This is a genomic window from Floricoccus tropicus (assembly GCF_001832905.1).
Lineage (GTDB): Bacteria > Bacillota > Bacilli > Lactobacillales > Streptococcaceae > Floricoccus > Floricoccus tropicus.
Map to the genome: position 1 here is coordinate 322,160 of NZ_MKIR01000012.1, position 18,024 is coordinate 340,183.

Annotated in this window: 17 protein-coding genes; 1 reads left to right on the top strand and 16 read right to left on the bottom strand. The window is 33.2% G+C overall.

Annotated elements, in window-relative coordinates; translation table 11 throughout:
* Positions 1–3: 3 nt before the first annotated feature.
* The 3 genes from BG261_RS05375 to cshA all read right to left on the bottom strand — a co-directional run bounded on the left by BG261_RS05375 (position 4) and on the right by cshA (position 3,558).
* Positions 4–606 (bottom strand): NUDIX hydrolase, encoded by a 603-nt coding sequence (locus BG261_RS05375; protein WP_070792132.1) that lies wholly within the window; start codon positions 604–606, stop codon positions 4–6.
* A gap of 48 nt (positions 607–654) precedes the next feature.
* Positions 655–1,893: a S41 family peptidase gene (locus BG261_RS05380; RefSeq protein WP_070792133.1), complete on the bottom strand. Its 1,239-nt coding sequence runs from the start codon at positions 1,891–1,893 to the stop codon at positions 655–657.
* A gap of 90 nt (positions 1,894–1,983) precedes the next feature.
* Positions 1,984–3,558, bottom strand: coding sequence for a degradosome RNA helicase CshA (cshA, locus tag BG261_RS05385; protein WP_070792134.1), 1,575 nt, complete (start codon positions 3,556–3,558; stop codon positions 1,984–1,986).
* A gap of 495 nt (positions 3,559–4,053) precedes the next feature.
* On the opposite strand from cshA, the gene BG261_RS05390 reads away from it, so the two are divergent.
* A complete protein-coding gene (locus BG261_RS05390) occupies positions 4,054–4,803 on the top strand; it encodes a TraX family protein (protein WP_070792135.1) in 750 nt (249 codons plus the stop codon).
* Between the two features lie 256 nt (positions 4,804–5,059).
* On the opposite strand, the gene BG261_RS05395 is transcribed toward BG261_RS05390, so the two are convergent.
* The 13 genes from BG261_RS05395 to BG261_RS05455 all read right to left on the bottom strand — a co-directional run bounded on the left by BG261_RS05395 (position 5,060) and on the right by BG261_RS05455 (position 17,936).
* Complete coding sequence (locus tag BG261_RS05395; protein ID WP_070792136.1) at positions 5,060–6,628, bottom strand: peptide chain release factor 3; 1,569 nt, start codon at positions 6,626–6,628, stop codon at positions 5,060–5,062.
* A 74-nt stretch (positions 6,629–6,702) separates the two neighbouring features.
* The gene (locus BG261_RS05400; protein ID WP_070792137.1) at positions 6,703–8,061 is read right to left on the bottom strand and encodes a UDP-N-acetylmuramoyl-tripeptide--D-alanyl-D-alanine ligase; all 1,359 of its coding nucleotides are present in this window, start codon (positions 8,059–8,061) and stop codon (positions 6,703–6,705) included.
* Complete coding sequence (locus BG261_RS05405; RefSeq protein WP_070792138.1) at positions 8,058–9,101, bottom strand: D-alanine--D-alanine ligase; 1,044 nt, start codon at positions 9,099–9,101, stop codon at positions 8,058–8,060. Before BG261_RS05405 ends, BG261_RS05400 begins: the two co-directional genes overlap by 4 nt.
* Before the next feature lie 29 nt (positions 9,102–9,130).
* Positions 9,131–9,727 (bottom strand): recombination mediator RecR, encoded by a 597-nt coding sequence (gene recR, locus BG261_RS05410; RefSeq protein ID WP_070792139.1) that lies wholly within the window; start codon positions 9,725–9,727, stop codon positions 9,131–9,133.
* 29 nt (positions 9,728–9,756) lie between these two features.
* Entirely contained in the window at positions 9,757–11,859 is a 2,103-nt protein-coding gene (locus tag BG261_RS05415; protein WP_070792140.1) for a penicillin-binding transpeptidase domain-containing protein, read from the bottom strand.
* A 101-nt stretch (positions 11,860–11,960) separates the two neighbouring features.
* Entirely contained in the window at positions 11,961–12,200 is a 240-nt protein-coding gene (locus BG261_RS05420; RefSeq protein ID WP_070792141.1) for a DUF1450 domain-containing protein, read from the bottom strand.
* A 129-nt stretch (positions 12,201–12,329) separates the two neighbouring features.
* On the bottom strand, positions 12,330–13,025 hold the full coding sequence (locus BG261_RS05425; protein WP_070788751.1) for a phosphoglycerate mutase: 696 nt from the start codon (positions 13,023–13,025) through the stop codon (positions 12,330–12,332).
* Between the two features lie 75 nt (positions 13,026–13,100).
* Positions 13,101–14,006 carry a LysR family transcriptional regulator gene (locus tag BG261_RS05430; RefSeq protein ID WP_070788752.1) on the bottom strand — a complete coding sequence of 302 codons (906 nt, stop codon included), beginning with the start codon at positions 14,004–14,006 and terminating at the stop codon, positions 13,101–13,103.
* An 81-nt stretch (positions 14,007–14,087) separates the two neighbouring features.
* Positions 14,088–15,038 carry an ABC transporter substrate-binding protein gene (locus BG261_RS05435; RefSeq protein ID WP_070792142.1) on the bottom strand — a complete coding sequence of 317 codons (951 nt, stop codon included), beginning with the start codon at positions 15,036–15,038 and terminating at the stop codon, positions 14,088–14,090.
* A 2-nt stretch (positions 15,039–15,040) separates the two neighbouring features.
* A complete protein-coding gene (locus BG261_RS05440; protein WP_070792143.1) occupies positions 15,041–15,994 on the bottom strand; it encodes a FecCD family ABC transporter permease in 954 nt (317 codons plus the stop codon).
* Positions 15,991–16,956 (bottom strand): FecCD family ABC transporter permease, encoded by a 966-nt coding sequence (locus BG261_RS05445; RefSeq protein ID WP_070792144.1) that lies wholly within the window; start codon positions 16,954–16,956, stop codon positions 15,991–15,993. The genes BG261_RS05440 and BG261_RS05445 overlap by 4 nt, the downstream gene beginning before the upstream one ends.
* Entirely contained in the window at positions 16,949–17,728 is a 780-nt protein-coding gene (locus BG261_RS05450) for an ABC transporter ATP-binding protein (protein WP_070792145.1), read from the bottom strand. Before BG261_RS05450 ends, BG261_RS05445 begins: the two co-directional genes overlap by 8 nt.
* Entirely contained in the window at positions 17,658–17,936 is a 279-nt protein-coding gene (locus tag BG261_RS05455; protein ID WP_070792146.1) for a helix-turn-helix transcriptional regulator, read from the bottom strand. Before BG261_RS05455 ends, BG261_RS05450 begins: the two co-directional genes overlap by 71 nt.
* Between the last annotated feature and the right edge of the window lie 88 nt (positions 17,937–18,024).

Here is an 18,024-nt window from a genome sequence, read left to right on the forward strand (position 1 = left end):
TCTTTACAGATTACCTTTTTCTTTGTCTAAAATTTCTATGACTTGATTCAAATAGCTTAGGGCATGTGGTAAGTAATTCAATTTGTTTAAAAGTAAATTCGTGTCATTAAAATTCAAATCATAAATTTTTCCATCACTAATTCCAGAAAAAATATTTTTTAGTTCATTAATTTTAACAAGAAAAGCACCTGCTACTTCTTCATCCTGTAAATTAATAGATGATAGAATATCCGAATTAATTTTTCCAATATATGTATGAGCAAATTCCCTATCATTAATATCTTCAGTTAATATCTCATCTGGAATAATACCGATTTTTGAAATATTTAAATCTTTTATGTAAAGACCCAGTTCCTCATATACTTCTCTTTGGAAAGCAATCTCAATATCTTCATCATGATCAATGTGACCAGCAGCTGATAAATCATAACAAGATGGAAAATTTTTCTTGTGCTCTGCTCTTTTTTGTATCAATAAATATTCTCCATCCACTATCAAATAAAAATGAACAGTCTCATGCCACAAACCACGCTCATGAACGGTATCTCTATCTAACACCTGTAAAAAATTCATATCATCGTCAAAGGACTTAATGTATTCTGGCATTTTTTAATTCCATTTCTTTTTTATAAAATATAATTATAAGCATAAAAACTACAATACATACTCAATCATCTCATCATAACCGTTTTTCTTAGCTGATAAACTTTCAACAATTTCAATGTCTGGTGCTACGCCTATATTATGATGAACAGTTCCATCAGGAAGTAAAACTTTTTTAGCAGTTATCTGGAAATAAGACTTTTCATTTAGTGGTATCCATGTTGGTTGACCAGTTGATCCAGCAGAATATTCTCCAATAATTCTAGCTCTTCCCTTATTTTTAAAAATCATCGCAAAATTTTCAGCTGAAGAAAATGTAATATTATTTTGTAAAATTGAAACCTTTTTTTCTATAAGTAATCCTTTGTATTCCAAATAATAATCATTATCAATATAATTTTCCAAATACTGATGATTATAGGTTTCAATATCTCTTATTTCTGGACTACCTTGAGAACTATTGGCAAAGGATTGCATATCAATAACTTGTCTTCCACTTAATTCAGTTTCAAATTCTCTTTCAAAAAAAGCTTGAGCAATTTGATTTGCATAACCAGAATTACCACCTATATTATTTCGAATATCAAATATAATTTCATCTGATTTTTGCAACAAATCTAAATTATCATAAAAGTTTTGTACGATACTTTCTGACATGAAATGTTTTAAAACCACAAATATTTTATTTTCCTTCTCATAAATTTCAATGCCATCTTCTTTAACAATTTCTTTCATATTTTCATAATAAGATTTTTCGTTAGTTAACTTATCATCGTCTCTAGATGCATTAATAATGATATTTTCACCATTTTCAAACTTTATATCTAAGTACTTCGAAACTATCATTCCAGCAAGATTCCCAAATTCTCTAAGAGCAAAATTAATCTTTGATGACCAAAAATATTTCTTAACATAAGTATCAAGAAAATCATTAGTCTTATAACCATTTATACTTTCAATTTCAAGATTTAAGAAGTTTTCATATTTTACAGATGACTTTGATATTACCAATTTCTCATCATAAATTTGCAGTTCAATTGGATATGTTGGATAGTCTTCATATATTTTACTATATGGTCGAAAATATGTATGACCGTCTTCTAATAAATTAGTGAATTCCATTATTTGCAAGTAATAGTCCCTATCATTTTCTAGCTGACCACTAATTATTTTTTCTAATATCTTATGACACTCTATTTCCCATTTCGATAGCAAATCATCCGTCCAATAAGGAAAAATAAACTTACTTTCATTGTAAATTCTCAGCAAATCAAATATCTTATCATCCATTATTTACACCCTCACTTTGTATAAAGTATATCATAAAATATATAAGGAAAGTATAAGAAAAAAATCCCTCAAGTGAGAGATTTTGATTTCTTATTTATCACCACGGTTACGCATCACGAAACCAGGTTTCTTTTCTGATGCTTTAGGATGTGATTTTTTCTTGTCGTTTGAGTAGTAGCCTTTTTTCTTATCGTTGTTACGATCGTTACGATCATTTTTACCTTTGTAACCACCGTTACGACGATTTCCACCGTTGCGATTTCCACCATTACGGTTTCCACCACCACGATTATTGCGTGAACGGCCATTACCGCCACCTTTTCCACCACCGTTAAATGGAAGTGGTTTTTCAGCTGCGATTTCAACCTTAGGTTGGTTGTCTGGATCTTTTACTTTTGCTTGTAAAAGTAAAGCGACAAGTTCTTCTGCTGAATATTTTTCAAGAAGTTTTTGAGCATCTTCATCGAATTTTCCAAGTTTACTTACTAATTTCTCGTCAGCAAGATCACGGTTAATTTCATCGAATGCTACAGATAGACTAGCTTTGTATGCTTCTTCTTTTGTAGGAGGACGCATTCCAGTCATTTCTTTCTTAGTTAGGTTCTCAATAGCTTTAAGGTAACCCATTTCGTTATTTGTAACGAAAGTAATTGATTGACCAGATTTACCTGCACGACCAGTACGACCAATACGGTGAACGTATGATTCTTGGTCTTGAGTAATATCATAGTTATAAACGTGAGTAACACCTGAAATATCAAGTCCACGCGCAGCAACGTCTGTCGCTACTAAAATATCAAGGTTATCATTTTTAAAGTCACGTAAAACACTTAGACGTTTTTGTTGTGCTAAGTCTCCATGAATACCTTCTGCACGGTATCCTAGAAGTTTAAGTCCACGAGTAAGTTCATCTACACGACGTTTTGTACGACCAAAGATGATTGCAAGCTCAGGACGTTCAACGTCAAGAAGACGAGTAAGAACATCAAATTTTTCAAATTCTTTAGTACGAATGTAAAATTGTTCAATGTTATCAGCTGTCATTTCTTTAGTAGCTACTTTTACATGTTCAGGATTAGTCATGAACTTAACACCGATACGTTTAATAGCATCAGGCATTGTAGCTGAGAAAAGTAGAGTTTGACGTTCATTTGGAACGCTCTTGATGATATCTTCAATATCTTCTAAGAATCCCATGTTAAGCATTTCGTCTGCTTCATCAAGAACAAGTACTTTAACTTGGTCAAGTTTAAGAGCACGACGACGGATTAAGTCTAAAAGACGACCTGGAGTACCAACAACAATATGAGTACCAGATTTAAGTCCTTTAATTTGTTTTTCGATGCTTGAACCACCATATACTGAGCGTACTTTAACGCCTTTATCACGTCCAAAACGGAATAATTCTTCTTGTGATTGTACTGCTAATTCACGTGTAGGTGCGATTACTAATGCTTGAATACCACCATTTACGTCAATTTTATCAAGAGTAGGAAGTCCAAAGGCTGCAGTTTTACCAGTACCTGTTTGAGCTTGTCCAATAACGTCGCGTCCTGCGATTGCTAAAGGAATAGTTCCTTCTTGAATAGGTGATGGTGTTTCAAAACCTGCTTTTGTAACTGCTGACAGAATGTCTTCTGACAGTCCTAATTCATTAAAATTCATTTATTCTCCAATTTTCTAAATATGGAGGATTCGGTTAAAGTTATTCTTTCAAAATATCTATAGATGTTTCAAATAGAAGTCTGATAAGAAAGCGAACTTTCTCATACTGTCGATTATACAAAACTAGTCAACCATAATAATTCCATTGTTTATAAAACTATTACAATAATTTGCTAGTTTTAAATCACAGCTCATTTTTATTAGTCATATGCTAATTCTAAACGCCTATAAATTATGCCCATTCAATTTATGGGCCCCTGTACCAAACACTCCATTATAAATAAGGTTAGTGCAACTTTATTAGTTTAACACAAAAATAACCGTTTAACAATCTTTATGACTTAAACAAATGAAAATGAAAATCATTTGAAGAATACTCTTTGCAAATTTTCACAAACCTTACAATTCTGTAAGAAAAAAAGCTAAAATGGTCAGATTAGTCCACAAAAAATTTTATATAATTAATATATAAATTTTATTTAGAAAGTACTTATTATGTTTAACAGAAATCAATTAAAAATCTTTTTTATGGCCCTAATGACCTTAGACCATATTGACCTCTTTGTCTCTGGTGAAACAGCAACATTCTTTCATGCAATAACCAGACCAGTAGCTGTTTTCTTCGCTTATATGTTGGTGGAGGGTTTTCACTATACTAGAAGCAAAAAAAGGTATCTAACTCGTCTCTACCTATGGGCTGGAATTATGTATCTTGGAAATTTCATCATTAATTTGATTGTGAAGGATCCAATGTATCAGGTTCATAATAATATATTTATGACTCTAGCTGTAGGAGCAACTCTTCTATATATGATAGAAATTATTAAAGCTAAAGCCGATAATACTGCCTTAAGAATTGGATTGACTATATCTATTATTGTAATAACCTTCCTTGGCTCTTTTCTAACTGAAGGTGGATATGTTGTTCTACCATTCATCTTGGTTTCTTACTTTACTTACGGTAAATATAAAGCGCGTGACTTGAGCTACATCGCTCTTTCTGCAGTTATTTTCTTATTATTTGATATGACACCAATACTTGATTCAAATAATGCGCGTGAATTTTGGCTTAACTTTGGCTACAACTCTGACTGGATGTTTGTATTTGTTATTCCGTTTCTTCATCTTTATAATGGGAAAAAAGGAAGTGGCAAACCAATATTTAAATACCTATTCTATATATATTATCCAGCTCACTTGTGGATTATTGCCTTACTAGCGAACTATTTACAACTTAAAAAATAATAATCCTATCTTCTAGTTATTACTAGGAGATTTTTTTGATTAGTACTATTAATTTTTTTAAAAAAGAGTCTGACCCAAAAAAGAATTTTACGTAAATTTATAAATGAATTTGAATAGCAATAGCCTAAACTTTGTTGAAATCCATAAAAAAAACACGAATTATATAAGGACATTCAGCAAATGTTTCAAATATAGTTTGTGTTTGTTTTTTTGTAAAATTTATTCTGTAAATTATGTATATTTCTTATTTAATTTACTACTCAGTTGGTGGTGTTGCACTTAATTCAACATCTGGATATTTATCAGCAAACCATCTTTCAGCAAATTGATTTTCAAATAGGAATAAAGGATTATCAAATCTATCACGCGCCAAAATATTTCTACTTGAACTCATTTTTTCATCAAGTTGTTCTGGCTTAATCCAACGAACAGTTTTATTACCCATAGGTGTCATATTAACTTCAGCATTATATTCGTTAATCATTCTATGTTGGAATACTTCAAACTGAAGATGCCCAACTGCACCTAGCATATATTCATTCGTTTGATAGTTTTTATAAAGTTGGATTGCTCCTTCTTGAACAAGTTGTTCAATACCTTTATGGAAACTCTTTTGCTTCATAACATTTTTCGCAGATACACGCATAAATAATTCAGGTGTAAATGTTGGAAGTGGCTCATATTCAAAATTTTGCTTACCAGTTAATAAAGTATCTCCAACTTGATAAGTACCAGTATCATAAACCCCAATAATATCACCAGCTACAGCTGACTCAATATTTTCACGACTCTCTGCCATAAATTGAGTTACATTTGAAAGTTTAACTTTCTTATTAGTACGAGCAAGCTTAACATCCATACCACGTTGAAATTCTCCTGATGAGATACGAACAAAAGCTATTCTATCCCTATGAGCAGGATTCATATTAGCTTGAATTTTAAAGACAAAGCCAGAAAAATCGGGTTCATAGGGCGAAATTTCTTCCCCTTCAGTTGTTTTATGAGCATGTGGAATTGGAGCGTATTCCAGGAATGTATCCAAGAAAGTTTGTACCCCAAAGTTTGTAAGGGCTGATCCGAAGAATACCGGAGTAAGTTCCCCAGCAAGTACTTCTTCTTCATCAAAAGGATTACCAGCTTCTTGTATCAATTCAATATCATCCAAGGCTTGTTGGTAAAAAGGATTTTGTCTTAAATGATTATCTTCTGGTACTTGACCATCTTCATCAAGTTCGATAAATCTTTCATCTCCTTTAAACATCTCAATACGATGATTATGCATATCATATAGACCTTCAAAAGCTTTACCCATACCGATTGGCCAATTCATAGGAGTTGATTGAATACCTAGAGTTTCTTCTAACTCCTCAAGTAGATCAAGTGGCTCACGACCATCACGGTCAAGCTTATTAATAAAGGTAAAGATTGGAATTTCCCTATCTTTTACAACCTTAAATAATTTCTTAGTTTGTGCTTCAATACCCTTTGCAGAGTCAATTACCATGACAGCAGCATCTACCGCCATCAATGTACGGTATGTATCTTCAGAGAAATCCTCATGTCCTGGCGTATCAAGGATATTAACCTTTTTACCAGCATAATCAAACTGCATTACTGAACTCGTTACAGAGATTCCACGTTGCTTTTCAATATCCATCCAGTCAGACTTAGCAAAATTCCCAGTCTTCTTCCCCTTAACAGTACCAGCTTCTCGAATGGCTCCACCAAACATTAAAAGTTGCTCTGTAATTGTTGTCTTACCAGCATCCGGGTGACTGATGATGGCAAATGTTCGACGCTTGTTTACTTCTTCTTGTAAATTCATTATTAATTATCTCCGTTGTTATATTAGTTCATTGCAATAACAGCGTATTCTACATGTCTCTTCCTCTTTTTTTATCAAAGTAGCTTTTCCACTACCTTGCTCAAGTTCATACTATTGCTACCTTTAAGTAGAATCTGATCATTAGCTTTAAGATCATTAGATACATCATTGATTAACTCATCAAGCTCATCAACTTCATCATCTTTCCTATAAAACTTCAAATGTCCTTTAGGAAAAATATCTTTTGCATACTCAACTAAAGCTTCCATCTCCTGTCCATAAAGGTATAATCTGTCAATTTTATCAGGATCAATAGCAGTAATCATTTGTTCATGATATTTAGATGATTCTTCACCTAACTCTTTCATATCAGCAAGAACAACTGCCTTTGCTCCATCAGTATTTTCAGGTATAGCTTGGAATGTTTCAAGTATCAATCTCATGGCAGTGGGATTTGCATTATAAACATCTGATAGGATATCTGCACCATTAGAGGCTACTAACCATTCCGTACGGTTCTTAGTTAATTGAATATTTTCTAAGCCTGATCTAATATCATGTTCTTTTACACCTAACACTTTACCAACATAAGCCGCAAGCATAGCATTAGTTGCATTAAATTTCCCTGGTAATGGAACAATAAGTTTAGTATCTAAGAAATTAACTTCAAATTCTAAATAATCCTTATGTTCAACTAAATTATCAATATAAATATCTTCATTAGGACCAAAACGTACTACCTCTTGGTCATTAGGTAAAAATTTATTAATTATCTTGTCAGCTGGTGCTACCAAAATACCTTGGTGCATTCCATCAGCAATCTGCATTTTCCCTTGGGCAATTTTTTCACGACTACCGAAAAATTCGATATGGCTCTCACCAATTAAAGTAATGACCGCAATCTTTGGTTTTGCAATATCACTTAGTAAATGAATATCTCCCATGTGATCCTGTCCCATTTCAAGAACAAGTTTTTCAGTGTCATCTGGCATATGCAAAATAGTATAAGGCAAACCAATTTCATTATTGTAATTACCTTGAGTTTTATATGTCTTATACGTTGTAGATAAAACTGAGTCAATCATATCTTTGGTAGTTGTCTTACCATTTGAGCCCGTTACTGCCACTACCTCAACTTGAGTTTTTTCAATATAAAAAGCTGCAAGTTTTTGAAAGGCTGCAAGGCAATCCTCTACCAAGATATAAGGATGATTTTCAATTTCAACTTCTGATAGAGTGACTACTGCACCATTTTCAAAAGCAGTCTCGATAAAATCATGTCCATCACGTTCCCCTTTTAAAGGTAAGAAGATATCACCTACCTTTATTTTTCTACTATCAAACTCAATGCCACTTAATTCAATATTAGGAAACTTTTCAAAATTATTCTGAGCATCAACTGCATCAGCAAGCTCATAAAATTTCAATCTCATTTCAAATGTCCTTCACGAACTTCAAATGCTTCTTTAGCAAGAATAATCAATTGTTCAATTAAATCAGCATATGGAAGTCCCATATTTTCCCATAAAAGTGGATACATTGAATATTGTGTAAATCCTGGAATTGCATTAATCTCATTAAGATAATATTTTCCATCTTTTGTTAAAAAGAAATCACATCTACTCAATCCACTTCCATTCACTGTACGATAAGCGAGCTCAGCATAAAAACGGAGTTCTTCCATAATTTTCTCATCAACATGAGCAGGAATATCCATTGTAATCTTATTATTGATGTATTTTGAATTGTAGTCATAAAAGGCTACATCTTTAACAACTTCTCCTGCAAGAGTTGATTTAACATTCAAATTGCCAAGTACCGCAACTTCAATTTCTCGGGCATCAACACCTTGTTCAACTGCAATACGATTATCAAATTTAAAGGCTTCTCGGAGTCCTTCCTCAAGTTTATCGGCAGAATCAATTTTAGATACTCCAACACTAGACCCCATATTCGCTGGCTTAACAAAAACAGGATATGTTAATTTTTCATTAACTTCAACCATCTTTTCATTAATTGACTCTGAACCTACAACTGCAACATAAGGAACTTGTGGAACTCCAACAGCATCAAGTACATGCTTAGTCATAATCTTATCCATAGTAACACTAGCCGCAGTAATATTTGGTCCAATATAAGGCATTTTTAATATTTCTAAAAACCCTTGTATTGACCCATCTTCACCCATAGGCCCATGAAGTACAGGGAAAACTACAGCACCTTCTTCATAAATATCACTTGGCTTAATTTTTGCAGATAAGTCAATTGAAATGTTAGTCATTAATTTTTCATCATCCGCAGGTTTTTCATCAAATTCTTGTGTTTTAATAAAATCACCATTGTGACTAATAAAAAATGTCTTCACAGTGTGTTTTGAATAATCAACAGCCCTCATTACGCTTTCAGCTGATAGCACTGAAACATCGCGTTCTGCACTACGTCCACCATACAATAAAATCAAAACTTCCTTCATATCATACCTCCCATTTACAAATAGTAAACTTAAATTTCCTTTCTATTTTCAACAGCCTTTAATAATGTTACTTCATCCGCATATTCAATATCACTACCTACTGCAAGACCACGAGCCAAACGAGTTACTTTAATACCAGATGGTTTAATTAGGCGCGATAAATATATTGCTGTAGCTTCCCCTTCACTTGTTGCATTAGTAGCTATTATGACTTCCTCAACCTGACTATCAATCAGCCTAGTTATCAAGCTCTTAACATTGATATCATCTGGAGATATCCCATTCATAGGAGAAATAGTACCTTGCAATACATGATATAACCCGTTGTACTCTCTTATTTTTTCAATTGCTAAGACATCCTTACTATCTTCAACAACGAAAATTGTACTTCTATCGCGATTCTCATCTGTACAGATACTGCAAGGATCTTGATCAGTCAAGTTCCCACAAACACTACAAAATTTCAAATCACGTTTTGCAGATAAAAGATTCTTAGCAAATAAATTTACATCTTCGTCATCCATTCCAATTGTATAGAAAGCTAAGCGAATTGCAGTTTTTTGACCAATTCCTGGAAGCTTACTATATGATTCAATTAGTTTAGCAATTGGTTCAGGATAGTACATAGACTATCTCACCTCCTTTCCCTTTCCATTTATTTAAATCCATACATGCTATTGTAAAGATTAACAATATCACGTGCGATATAGTGATTAACGTGAGTATATGCATCAGTTAAATCCGGTACCATTGCCCCTATTGCAATTTGGGGATTATCTGTTGGAGCATACGCCACAATATTATTTGCAGTAGTTGCAATAGTATTACCATTTAAATCAGTTGTAAAAGTTTCAGCAGTACCAGTCTTAGCACTTATGGGAACACTTTCTCCTTGACCGACTTCAAGACCTGTAGCTAATGCACCACCATGTACTACCCTATAAAAACCTTCTTTAATTAGTGCCATGTTATCTTTTGAAATATTAACCTTGTTTAATTCTTTAGCATCAATGGCTTTAACTTCTTTCCCGAATTTATTTCCATCTGAACCATCATATATCCCTGATACAATATGTGGTGCATAACGTGTGCCACCATTTGCAACAGTCGCCGCATACTGAGCAAGTTGAAGAGTAGTATAAGTATCATACTGACCAAAACTGAGGTCTAGAAGCGAACCAGCACTTGATTTTTCAGCAGAAGGTACCAGTCCTCTTGTCTCACCTGGTATATCAAATCCAGTTAAAACACCCATTCCATATTCTCCGAAGCCTTCTCTCAACTCTTTGAAAACTTTATCTTTATTAGTAGGGTCTAGATTCATATTATAGTAATACGGCTGCCCCATCATTCTTAATGTAAGTTGAAGCATGTAAGTATTAGATGAATATTCCAATGCTTGGACCGCATTAATAGGTAAACTACCTCCATTGGTAAACCATGATTGCTTAACTGGACTTCCAGCAATTTGAATTGGTTGATCTACAAGTATCTCATTTCCAGTTATTGCACCAGCATTCCATCCACTTGTTAGAGTTGCACCTTTTACAACTGAACCAGGTACAAAAGCTCCTGTAAATGTTTGAAGTGAATCCTTAGTCAACTCTCCGGTCTCTTTATTTTGAGAAAGACCAGCCATAGCAAGTACAGAGCCATCATTTGGATTCAATACCACCGCATAAGCTCCTTCAGAAACATTTGCATGTCCTTGTGATTTAGCTTGTTGAAAATATTTTTGTAAAATATTTTCAACACCTTCTTGGAATTTTAAATCTATAGTTAATTTTAAATTTTTCCCTGGCTGTCCTTCAGATATAACTTTATTATCACTAATATTCCCATTTTTATCTAAGTATACTTCACTGATTTTTCTTGAACCTTGTAAATATTCTTCGTACCCTTTCTCAACATAACTTGTACCTACTCTATCATTTCTTGAATAGCCTTTGCTTAAATATGTATCAAGTTCTTCCGCTGGAATTCCAGCTCTCTCAGAGGAGATAGTTCCCAAAAGAGAACGAAGAGCCGTATTTGCATACTCACGTTCCCAATCGGTACCAATGCTTATACCTGAAAGGTTACTCTCATTTTCAGCAATTGTTGCAATTTGAACGTCTGTCAAGTCATCTGAAATAATTACAGTAGTATTAAAATTAGAAGTAGCATTCATTCTTTTAAAGATTTTAGCAGCTTCTTCTAGTTCAGGAGAAAAAATTATCTGATTATCAGTAACCTTAGATATATAAAGTGCATAGAGACTTCCTTCAGAAAGTTTATCACCAGTTTTCTTGTCATATTTTTCATCAGTAGTAGTAGCTTCTTGTATTTTTCTTAAATTATCAGCGTTTGCTAGATAGAAATCTTTTTTATCTCTTTCTGTTAAAGGTTCATTTTCCAAAGCACCTGGAATTATAGTTACTAACTTTTCAGCTACTTTTCTCATTTGATCTGCACTTATCTTATTAGATCTAGTAAACTTTATAGCTGTTTTTTCTTTATTACTAACTAGTACAGTACCACTTGCATCATATATTTGACCACGAGGTGTAGCTTCAACAACCTTTGTTACTGATCCTGCCTCTTCTAATTTTTTCAAATAAAAGTCATGATGAACAATTTGCATATTATAAAGCCTTGCTATTAGTATAATAAACAAGGTAAAAATAAGGAAAAACAGCAAATTTATTCTCATCGGAATTGCTTTTATCGAATTTCCGACAGACTTATTTTCTTTTTTATTTTTATCATTTTTAGACATATATACCCACCTTAAATACTGTTTAATTTTACACTATTTTTAGTAATTATTAAAGTTTTAAATGGGGTCTAAATGTAAGTAAGCATGCAGTATAGATTAATTTATAGATCCTTATACCACTCGGTAACTTCATTATTAATTAAAAGTTCAAGACCTGTTGCATCATCACTTGAAATAATTTTCCCTTCAAAAGAACAATAAAGGCTTTTAGCACATAAACTACACTGACTTAAACAATCACTAACCAAAATATCAATATCGCTTCTTTCTTCTAAATGTTCTAAAACTATTTGACTTCCTTTGAGTAAATTAAATTGACAGAACTCCACTAGTGGTAACATCACATATTTCCTTTTCATTCTTAATATATCTATCTTACTTTATAACTTAATCTTTGACAATGGACGCGACTTATTTAACAAAAAAATCATAAGACAAAAGTCCTATGATTTAATTTAAATAATTAAATATTATTTAGCTTCCAAATAGTATTCATCAACGATGTTTAAGTTTTCATCTAATTCAAATACTAGTGGTGGGAAGTTTGGAATTTCAACATCCATAATTTCATCATCTGATAGATGTTTGATATGTTTAACAAGAGCACGGATTGAGTTACCATGAGCTCCAACTAAAACGTTTTTACCATCTTTAAGAGCAGGTGCAATTTCATCTTCCCAGAATGGAAGAGCACGTTCAAGAGTAACTTTTAAGTTTTCAGCATCTGGTACAACTGAGTCATCAAGTTTTGCATAACGACGGTCAGAATGTGCAGAGTATTCGCTATCACGTGGCATATCTGGTGGTAGTGTATCATATGAACGACGCCAGATGTGTACTTGTTCGTCACCGTATTCAGCAGCAGCGTCAGCTTTGTTAAGACCAGTAAGTCCACCATAGTGACGTTCATTTAAGCGCCAAGATTTAAGAGTTGGTACCCAAAGTTGATCAGAATACTCAAGAATATAGTTTGTAGTCTTGATAGCGCGTTTAAGAACTGAAGTGAAAGCAACATCGAATTCGATTCCTGCTTCCTTAACAAGTTTACCAGCAGCGATTGCTTCTTGAGTTCCTTGTTCAGCTAAGTCTACATCTGCCCAACCAGTGAAAAGATTCTTTTCATTCCACTCAGACAAGCCATGACGTGCAAAAACTAATTTTACCATTTGTTAGTGTCTCCTTTTAGTGATTTATTTGACAAGTCCATTTTACAGTATTTTTCAGAAAAAATCTAGAAACTCTTAAAATTTATTCTTTTCAAAATAGTCTTCTAAACTTGCTCTATATGACTGAGCAAATTTACTCAAATCATGACTTTTTTTCTTAAACAGAATCAAGGCATTTTCATTCCCATCTTCAATCGATAAGACAGCAATGTTATGAACACTTTTACCATCAATAAATCCACTACCCGTTGCATAGCTATCAGTTCGCTCCAAGATACCATTCAAGGTGGCACGGTCGGTTACATTATAGATTAGAGTATCCTCAAAAGTTTCAACAAGGTCTTCTGAGTAATACAAATATTGATCACTTTCTTGTGTAAAACGTGCACGACTTAGGCTTTTTAAATCTTCAGTATAAATCTTATCCTTTTTCGTAAGTGGATGATCATTTCTCACATAAATATGTGTTTTAAAGTTCATTAACTCGATCTCTTCAAGTTCTAACTTATCAAGCATTCTCATAATACCTGCTCGATTATATTTATTTAGATAGGCTATTCCAACTTCACTATGTCCATCAGCCACTTCTTGTAAAATGTTAAACGTTGTACTCTCAAAGACACGGAAATTCTTCACTTCAGGATTTTTATTAGTGAAATCAACTCCCACAGGAGCAAGAAAATCATAATGCTGGCTTGCAACTGAAAATGTTTTTGCTACCTCATCGTTTTTTGTATATCGTGATTCAAAAGATTCAAAATTTCTTAAAATTGTTTGAGCTTGTTCATAGAAGCGCTCCCCTTGTGGTGTTAATACTGCTCCACTATTTGTACGTTCAAAAACTAAAAATCCAAGTTCTTGTTCTAAGTCTTTAATTGAAATTGATAAATTTGGCTGGCTTACAAATAATTGCTCGCTAGCTTCCCTAAATGTTCCTGTATTGGCTATTGCAACCACATATCTAAGATGTTTTATATCCATTTTATTCCTACATTTCCATATTTTGCCACAAAAAAATGACGTATCAACTATAGTATACATCATTATTTTTATTTTTCTAGATTATTTATTTGTTTGATCTAAAATCGCATCAACATAAACTGGTAGTAATTTTTCAGTAGCAGTTGGTCCTGCAAAGTAATAAACTTGATCAAAGTCCATTTGAACTACTTTTTTATCTTGAACAGCTTTTATTTTTTGCCAAACTGGATTTTTTGTTAAAGCTTCATATTGAGACTTATCAGTATTTTTAAAGTCAATAAATATATAATCTGCGCTTAGATTAGCTAGGCTTTCAACATTAACCTCTTTAAAGCCACCTGCATCAGTAATTTCTTGCATTTCTTTTGATTGTTTGAATCCCAATCCACGTGTAAGCACTTGACCACCACGTCCAAAGTTACTACCATAACTATAAATTTTATTACCCGATAGTTCAATAATAGCAACTGTTGATTTAGAAGGATCAATTCCTTTATCAGTTAAACGGGCAGTTTCCTTTTTAGCCGTAGCATCGAATTCTTTCAAAAACTCATCTTTTTTATCTTCAGCATTAAATAATTTTGAAAAATATTCAAGTCGACTATCAATGTCTTTAAAGGCTTTGTCATTATAGTCTAAAAGAATTGTCGGAGCAATCTTTTTGTAATTATCAACCTGATCTTCATCCATCGTGATAATTAAATCTGGTTTATCCTCAGCAATTTTTTCAGCGTTCATTGGAGCACCTAGATCTTTAATTTTTTCGGTTGCTTCTTTTGGTAGATGAGGGTTAGCATATGCATAAGTATCAGTTCCAATAACATTTTGTCCAAGTGTTACTGCCTCATCTGAATAGTTTTGAACTACGATTTTATTTAATTTATTTGGTATTTCAATTGTTCCATTTTTTGCCTCAACCTTATGAGTTCCAGTATCTTTCTCCTCCTCTTTAGAAGACGAAGAATTATTTGAACATGCTGCTAAACCAAGGATAACAACTCCTGCTAATAATAAGCTAGTAAATTTTTTCAAGATTAAACCTTTCTGTTTATAAGGAACACAAAGTACGGAGCTCCTATTAAAGCTACTACAAATCCTAAAGGAAGTGTACTCGGTGATATGATATTTTTTGCAATAATGTCAGCAAGTAGCATTATAATTACGCCAACAAGCCCCGTGTAAAACAAACGATTTCTTGCTTTAAAGCTAGTTAAGCTCCTAGCAATGTGTGGTGATATTAATCCAACAAAAGATACTGCCCCAACTGCTGCTACACCGATTGATGTGAAAACAAGCGTTAAGAAAAATAACTGTTTAATGGTTTTTTCAACATCAATTCCTAAAGATGTCGCAAGCTCTTGGCCCAGAGCAAGACCATCAAGTCGATTAAAGAAAAACGGAAGAACTAAAAGTCCTAAAAATAAGCAAATCGTTAAAAAGAAAATGTATTTATAATCAGTCATCCATACATCACCTGTTAACCAGATTGCTAACTTTTGAAAATCAAATGAATTTAAAGTCAATTGTAAAATTGTAATAAGTGATTGGAAGATAGCGGTAATCGCTAAACCACTTAATATTAATCTTAATTGAGAAAAATTTTTTCCCATTGTCAGACCTCTTAATAAAAGGTAAGCAATACATGCACCAATTACAGCAAAAGCTGGATAAAGGAATGTTGTCCATGCTGGCATTGTTACTTTCTCTGATATAAAAATCAGGAGAACAATAGCAAAACTTGCTCCACTAGTAAAACCAAGCATGCCACTATCAGCAAGTGGATTTAACGATATATTCTGAACAAGAGCACCGCTAATTGAAATAGCAACTCCTGCAATCAAAACTATCAATAATCTTGGTAATCTAAAATTGAGAATTATAAAGCTCAAACCTGACAAGTCACCACTTAGTATTTTATCCCCGAAAAGATCTAAAACAATTAAGAAGATTATTGTGAGAATTAGCAAAAGAGTTCGTGATTTTTTCATATCCTCAGCCTCCCTGCTCTATTTACTAGATATAAGAAGAAAGGTGCCCCAAGGAGCATAAGTATACTTCCAACTGGAAACTCGTATGGCTTAAAGAGATTTCTCGCTAAGAAATCCGCAACTGTAACAAGTACCATGCTTATAAGTGTTGATAAGACGAAGGTTCTTCTAAAAGATGAATTACCAATCAAAGACCTGGCAATGTGTGGGCCAATAAGTCCAACAAAACTAATGACTCCTACTGTCGAAACTGTTGCTGCACTTGCTAATACCACTAAGAACATAATCAAGAATCTAACAAAAGTTATATTAACTCCTAAACTTGTTGCAAGTTCAGAGCCAAAACCAATTAACTTGATTTGATTTGAAAAAAGTAGAATTAAGGCAATAAAGACAACTGATGCAAACAATAATTCATACATTTTAATTTTGTTAATTCCAGAGAACGAACCAACAATCCACATAAAATACTGTTGTGAATTCTTTTTATAGTAACTAATAGCAGACGCCAAGCTTGTACAAAAAAGCCCAATTGACGTTCCAACAAGTACTACCCGTAAGGGATCAAAACTATTTTTAGCCGTTAGGAAAAATAAAAGTCCAAAAGCGATAGTTGATCCAACTATTCCAACAATTATTAAATGAATTGGATCATTTGGAATACTTAAGGCAAGCGATATGGCAATAGCAAGACTTGATCCACTTGAGATACCTAATGTTGACATCTCAGCAATCGGATTCTGTGTTAGATTTTGCATAAGAAGACCACTACCAGAAAGCAGAATAGCAACGCAATATGCTGCTATTAACCTTGGCATACGGATTTCCATTACAATTTCATTAGACAAAATTCCCTTTAATGGGTAATTTTCAATTCCCTTGGTCAAAGTAAGTAAGCTGATGATAAATAAGCCAATTAGTAAAAGAAAAATATAACTTAAGAAACTTTTTCTTTTATCCATTTGATACGCCCCAAATCATTGGAGTTTCAGCATATGAATCTGCACCAATATGGACACGAATATCATACGTATCTTTTATCACATTCTCATTAAATACTTCTTTAACTGGACCCTGTGCGACAATTTTTCCGTCTCTCATAGCAATAATTTCATCAGCAAATCTAGCTACCATATTTAAGTCATGCAACACATAGATAACTGTTTTATTGAGTTTTTTCGCAAACATCCTAAGTAAGCTTAAAACTTCAAGCTGATGAACAATATCAAGATAAGTTGTCGGCTCATCAAGCAAAATTATTTCACTATCCTGAGCAAGAACCATAGAAATCCACACTCTTTGTCTTTGACCACCACTCAAATCCTCAATCTTTTTTGATCTAAGATCCCATACGTTAGTTTCCATCATAACCCGACGTACCATATCATAATCTTCCTTAGATAAATTCGTAGCGAGCATAGATTGATGGGCAAAACGTCCTAAGCTAACCAAATCAAGAACGGTGATATTTTCAGGCGCAACTGGACTTTGTGGAAGAATCGCCATTATTTTTGCAATATCAATATTTGATCTTTTAAGCAAGTTTTCATCCTTGAAAGTTACCTGACCTTCATATTTTATCAAACGTCCAAGAGCCTTTAACAATGTAGATTTACCACATCCATTTTTACCAATGATTGCAGTAGTTAATCCCTCTTTAATCTCAAGCGAGAGATCCTGTATCACTTTGTTGTTCCCATAACTCACAGTGATATTTTGAGCACCAAAGTACATCGTCTTCCTTCTTTCTATTTTGGTAGTCAAAAAGTTCGTCGACTGTTACATCAAGGAAACGTGCTAGTTTGAAAGCCAAAGCAAGCTCTGGGTCATACTTGTCATTTTCAATGGCATTAATAGTTTGACGACTTACGTGAGTAAGACGTGCTAAATCTTCTTGTGAAAATTTCATTCTCTTACGATAATCTTTTATCCTATTTTTCATTTTACACCTCCGATTTCATTTGTTTTACCACATAATAAGTAAAACACTTTTTACATTTTTAGTCAATATTATCAGAAAATAAAAACAG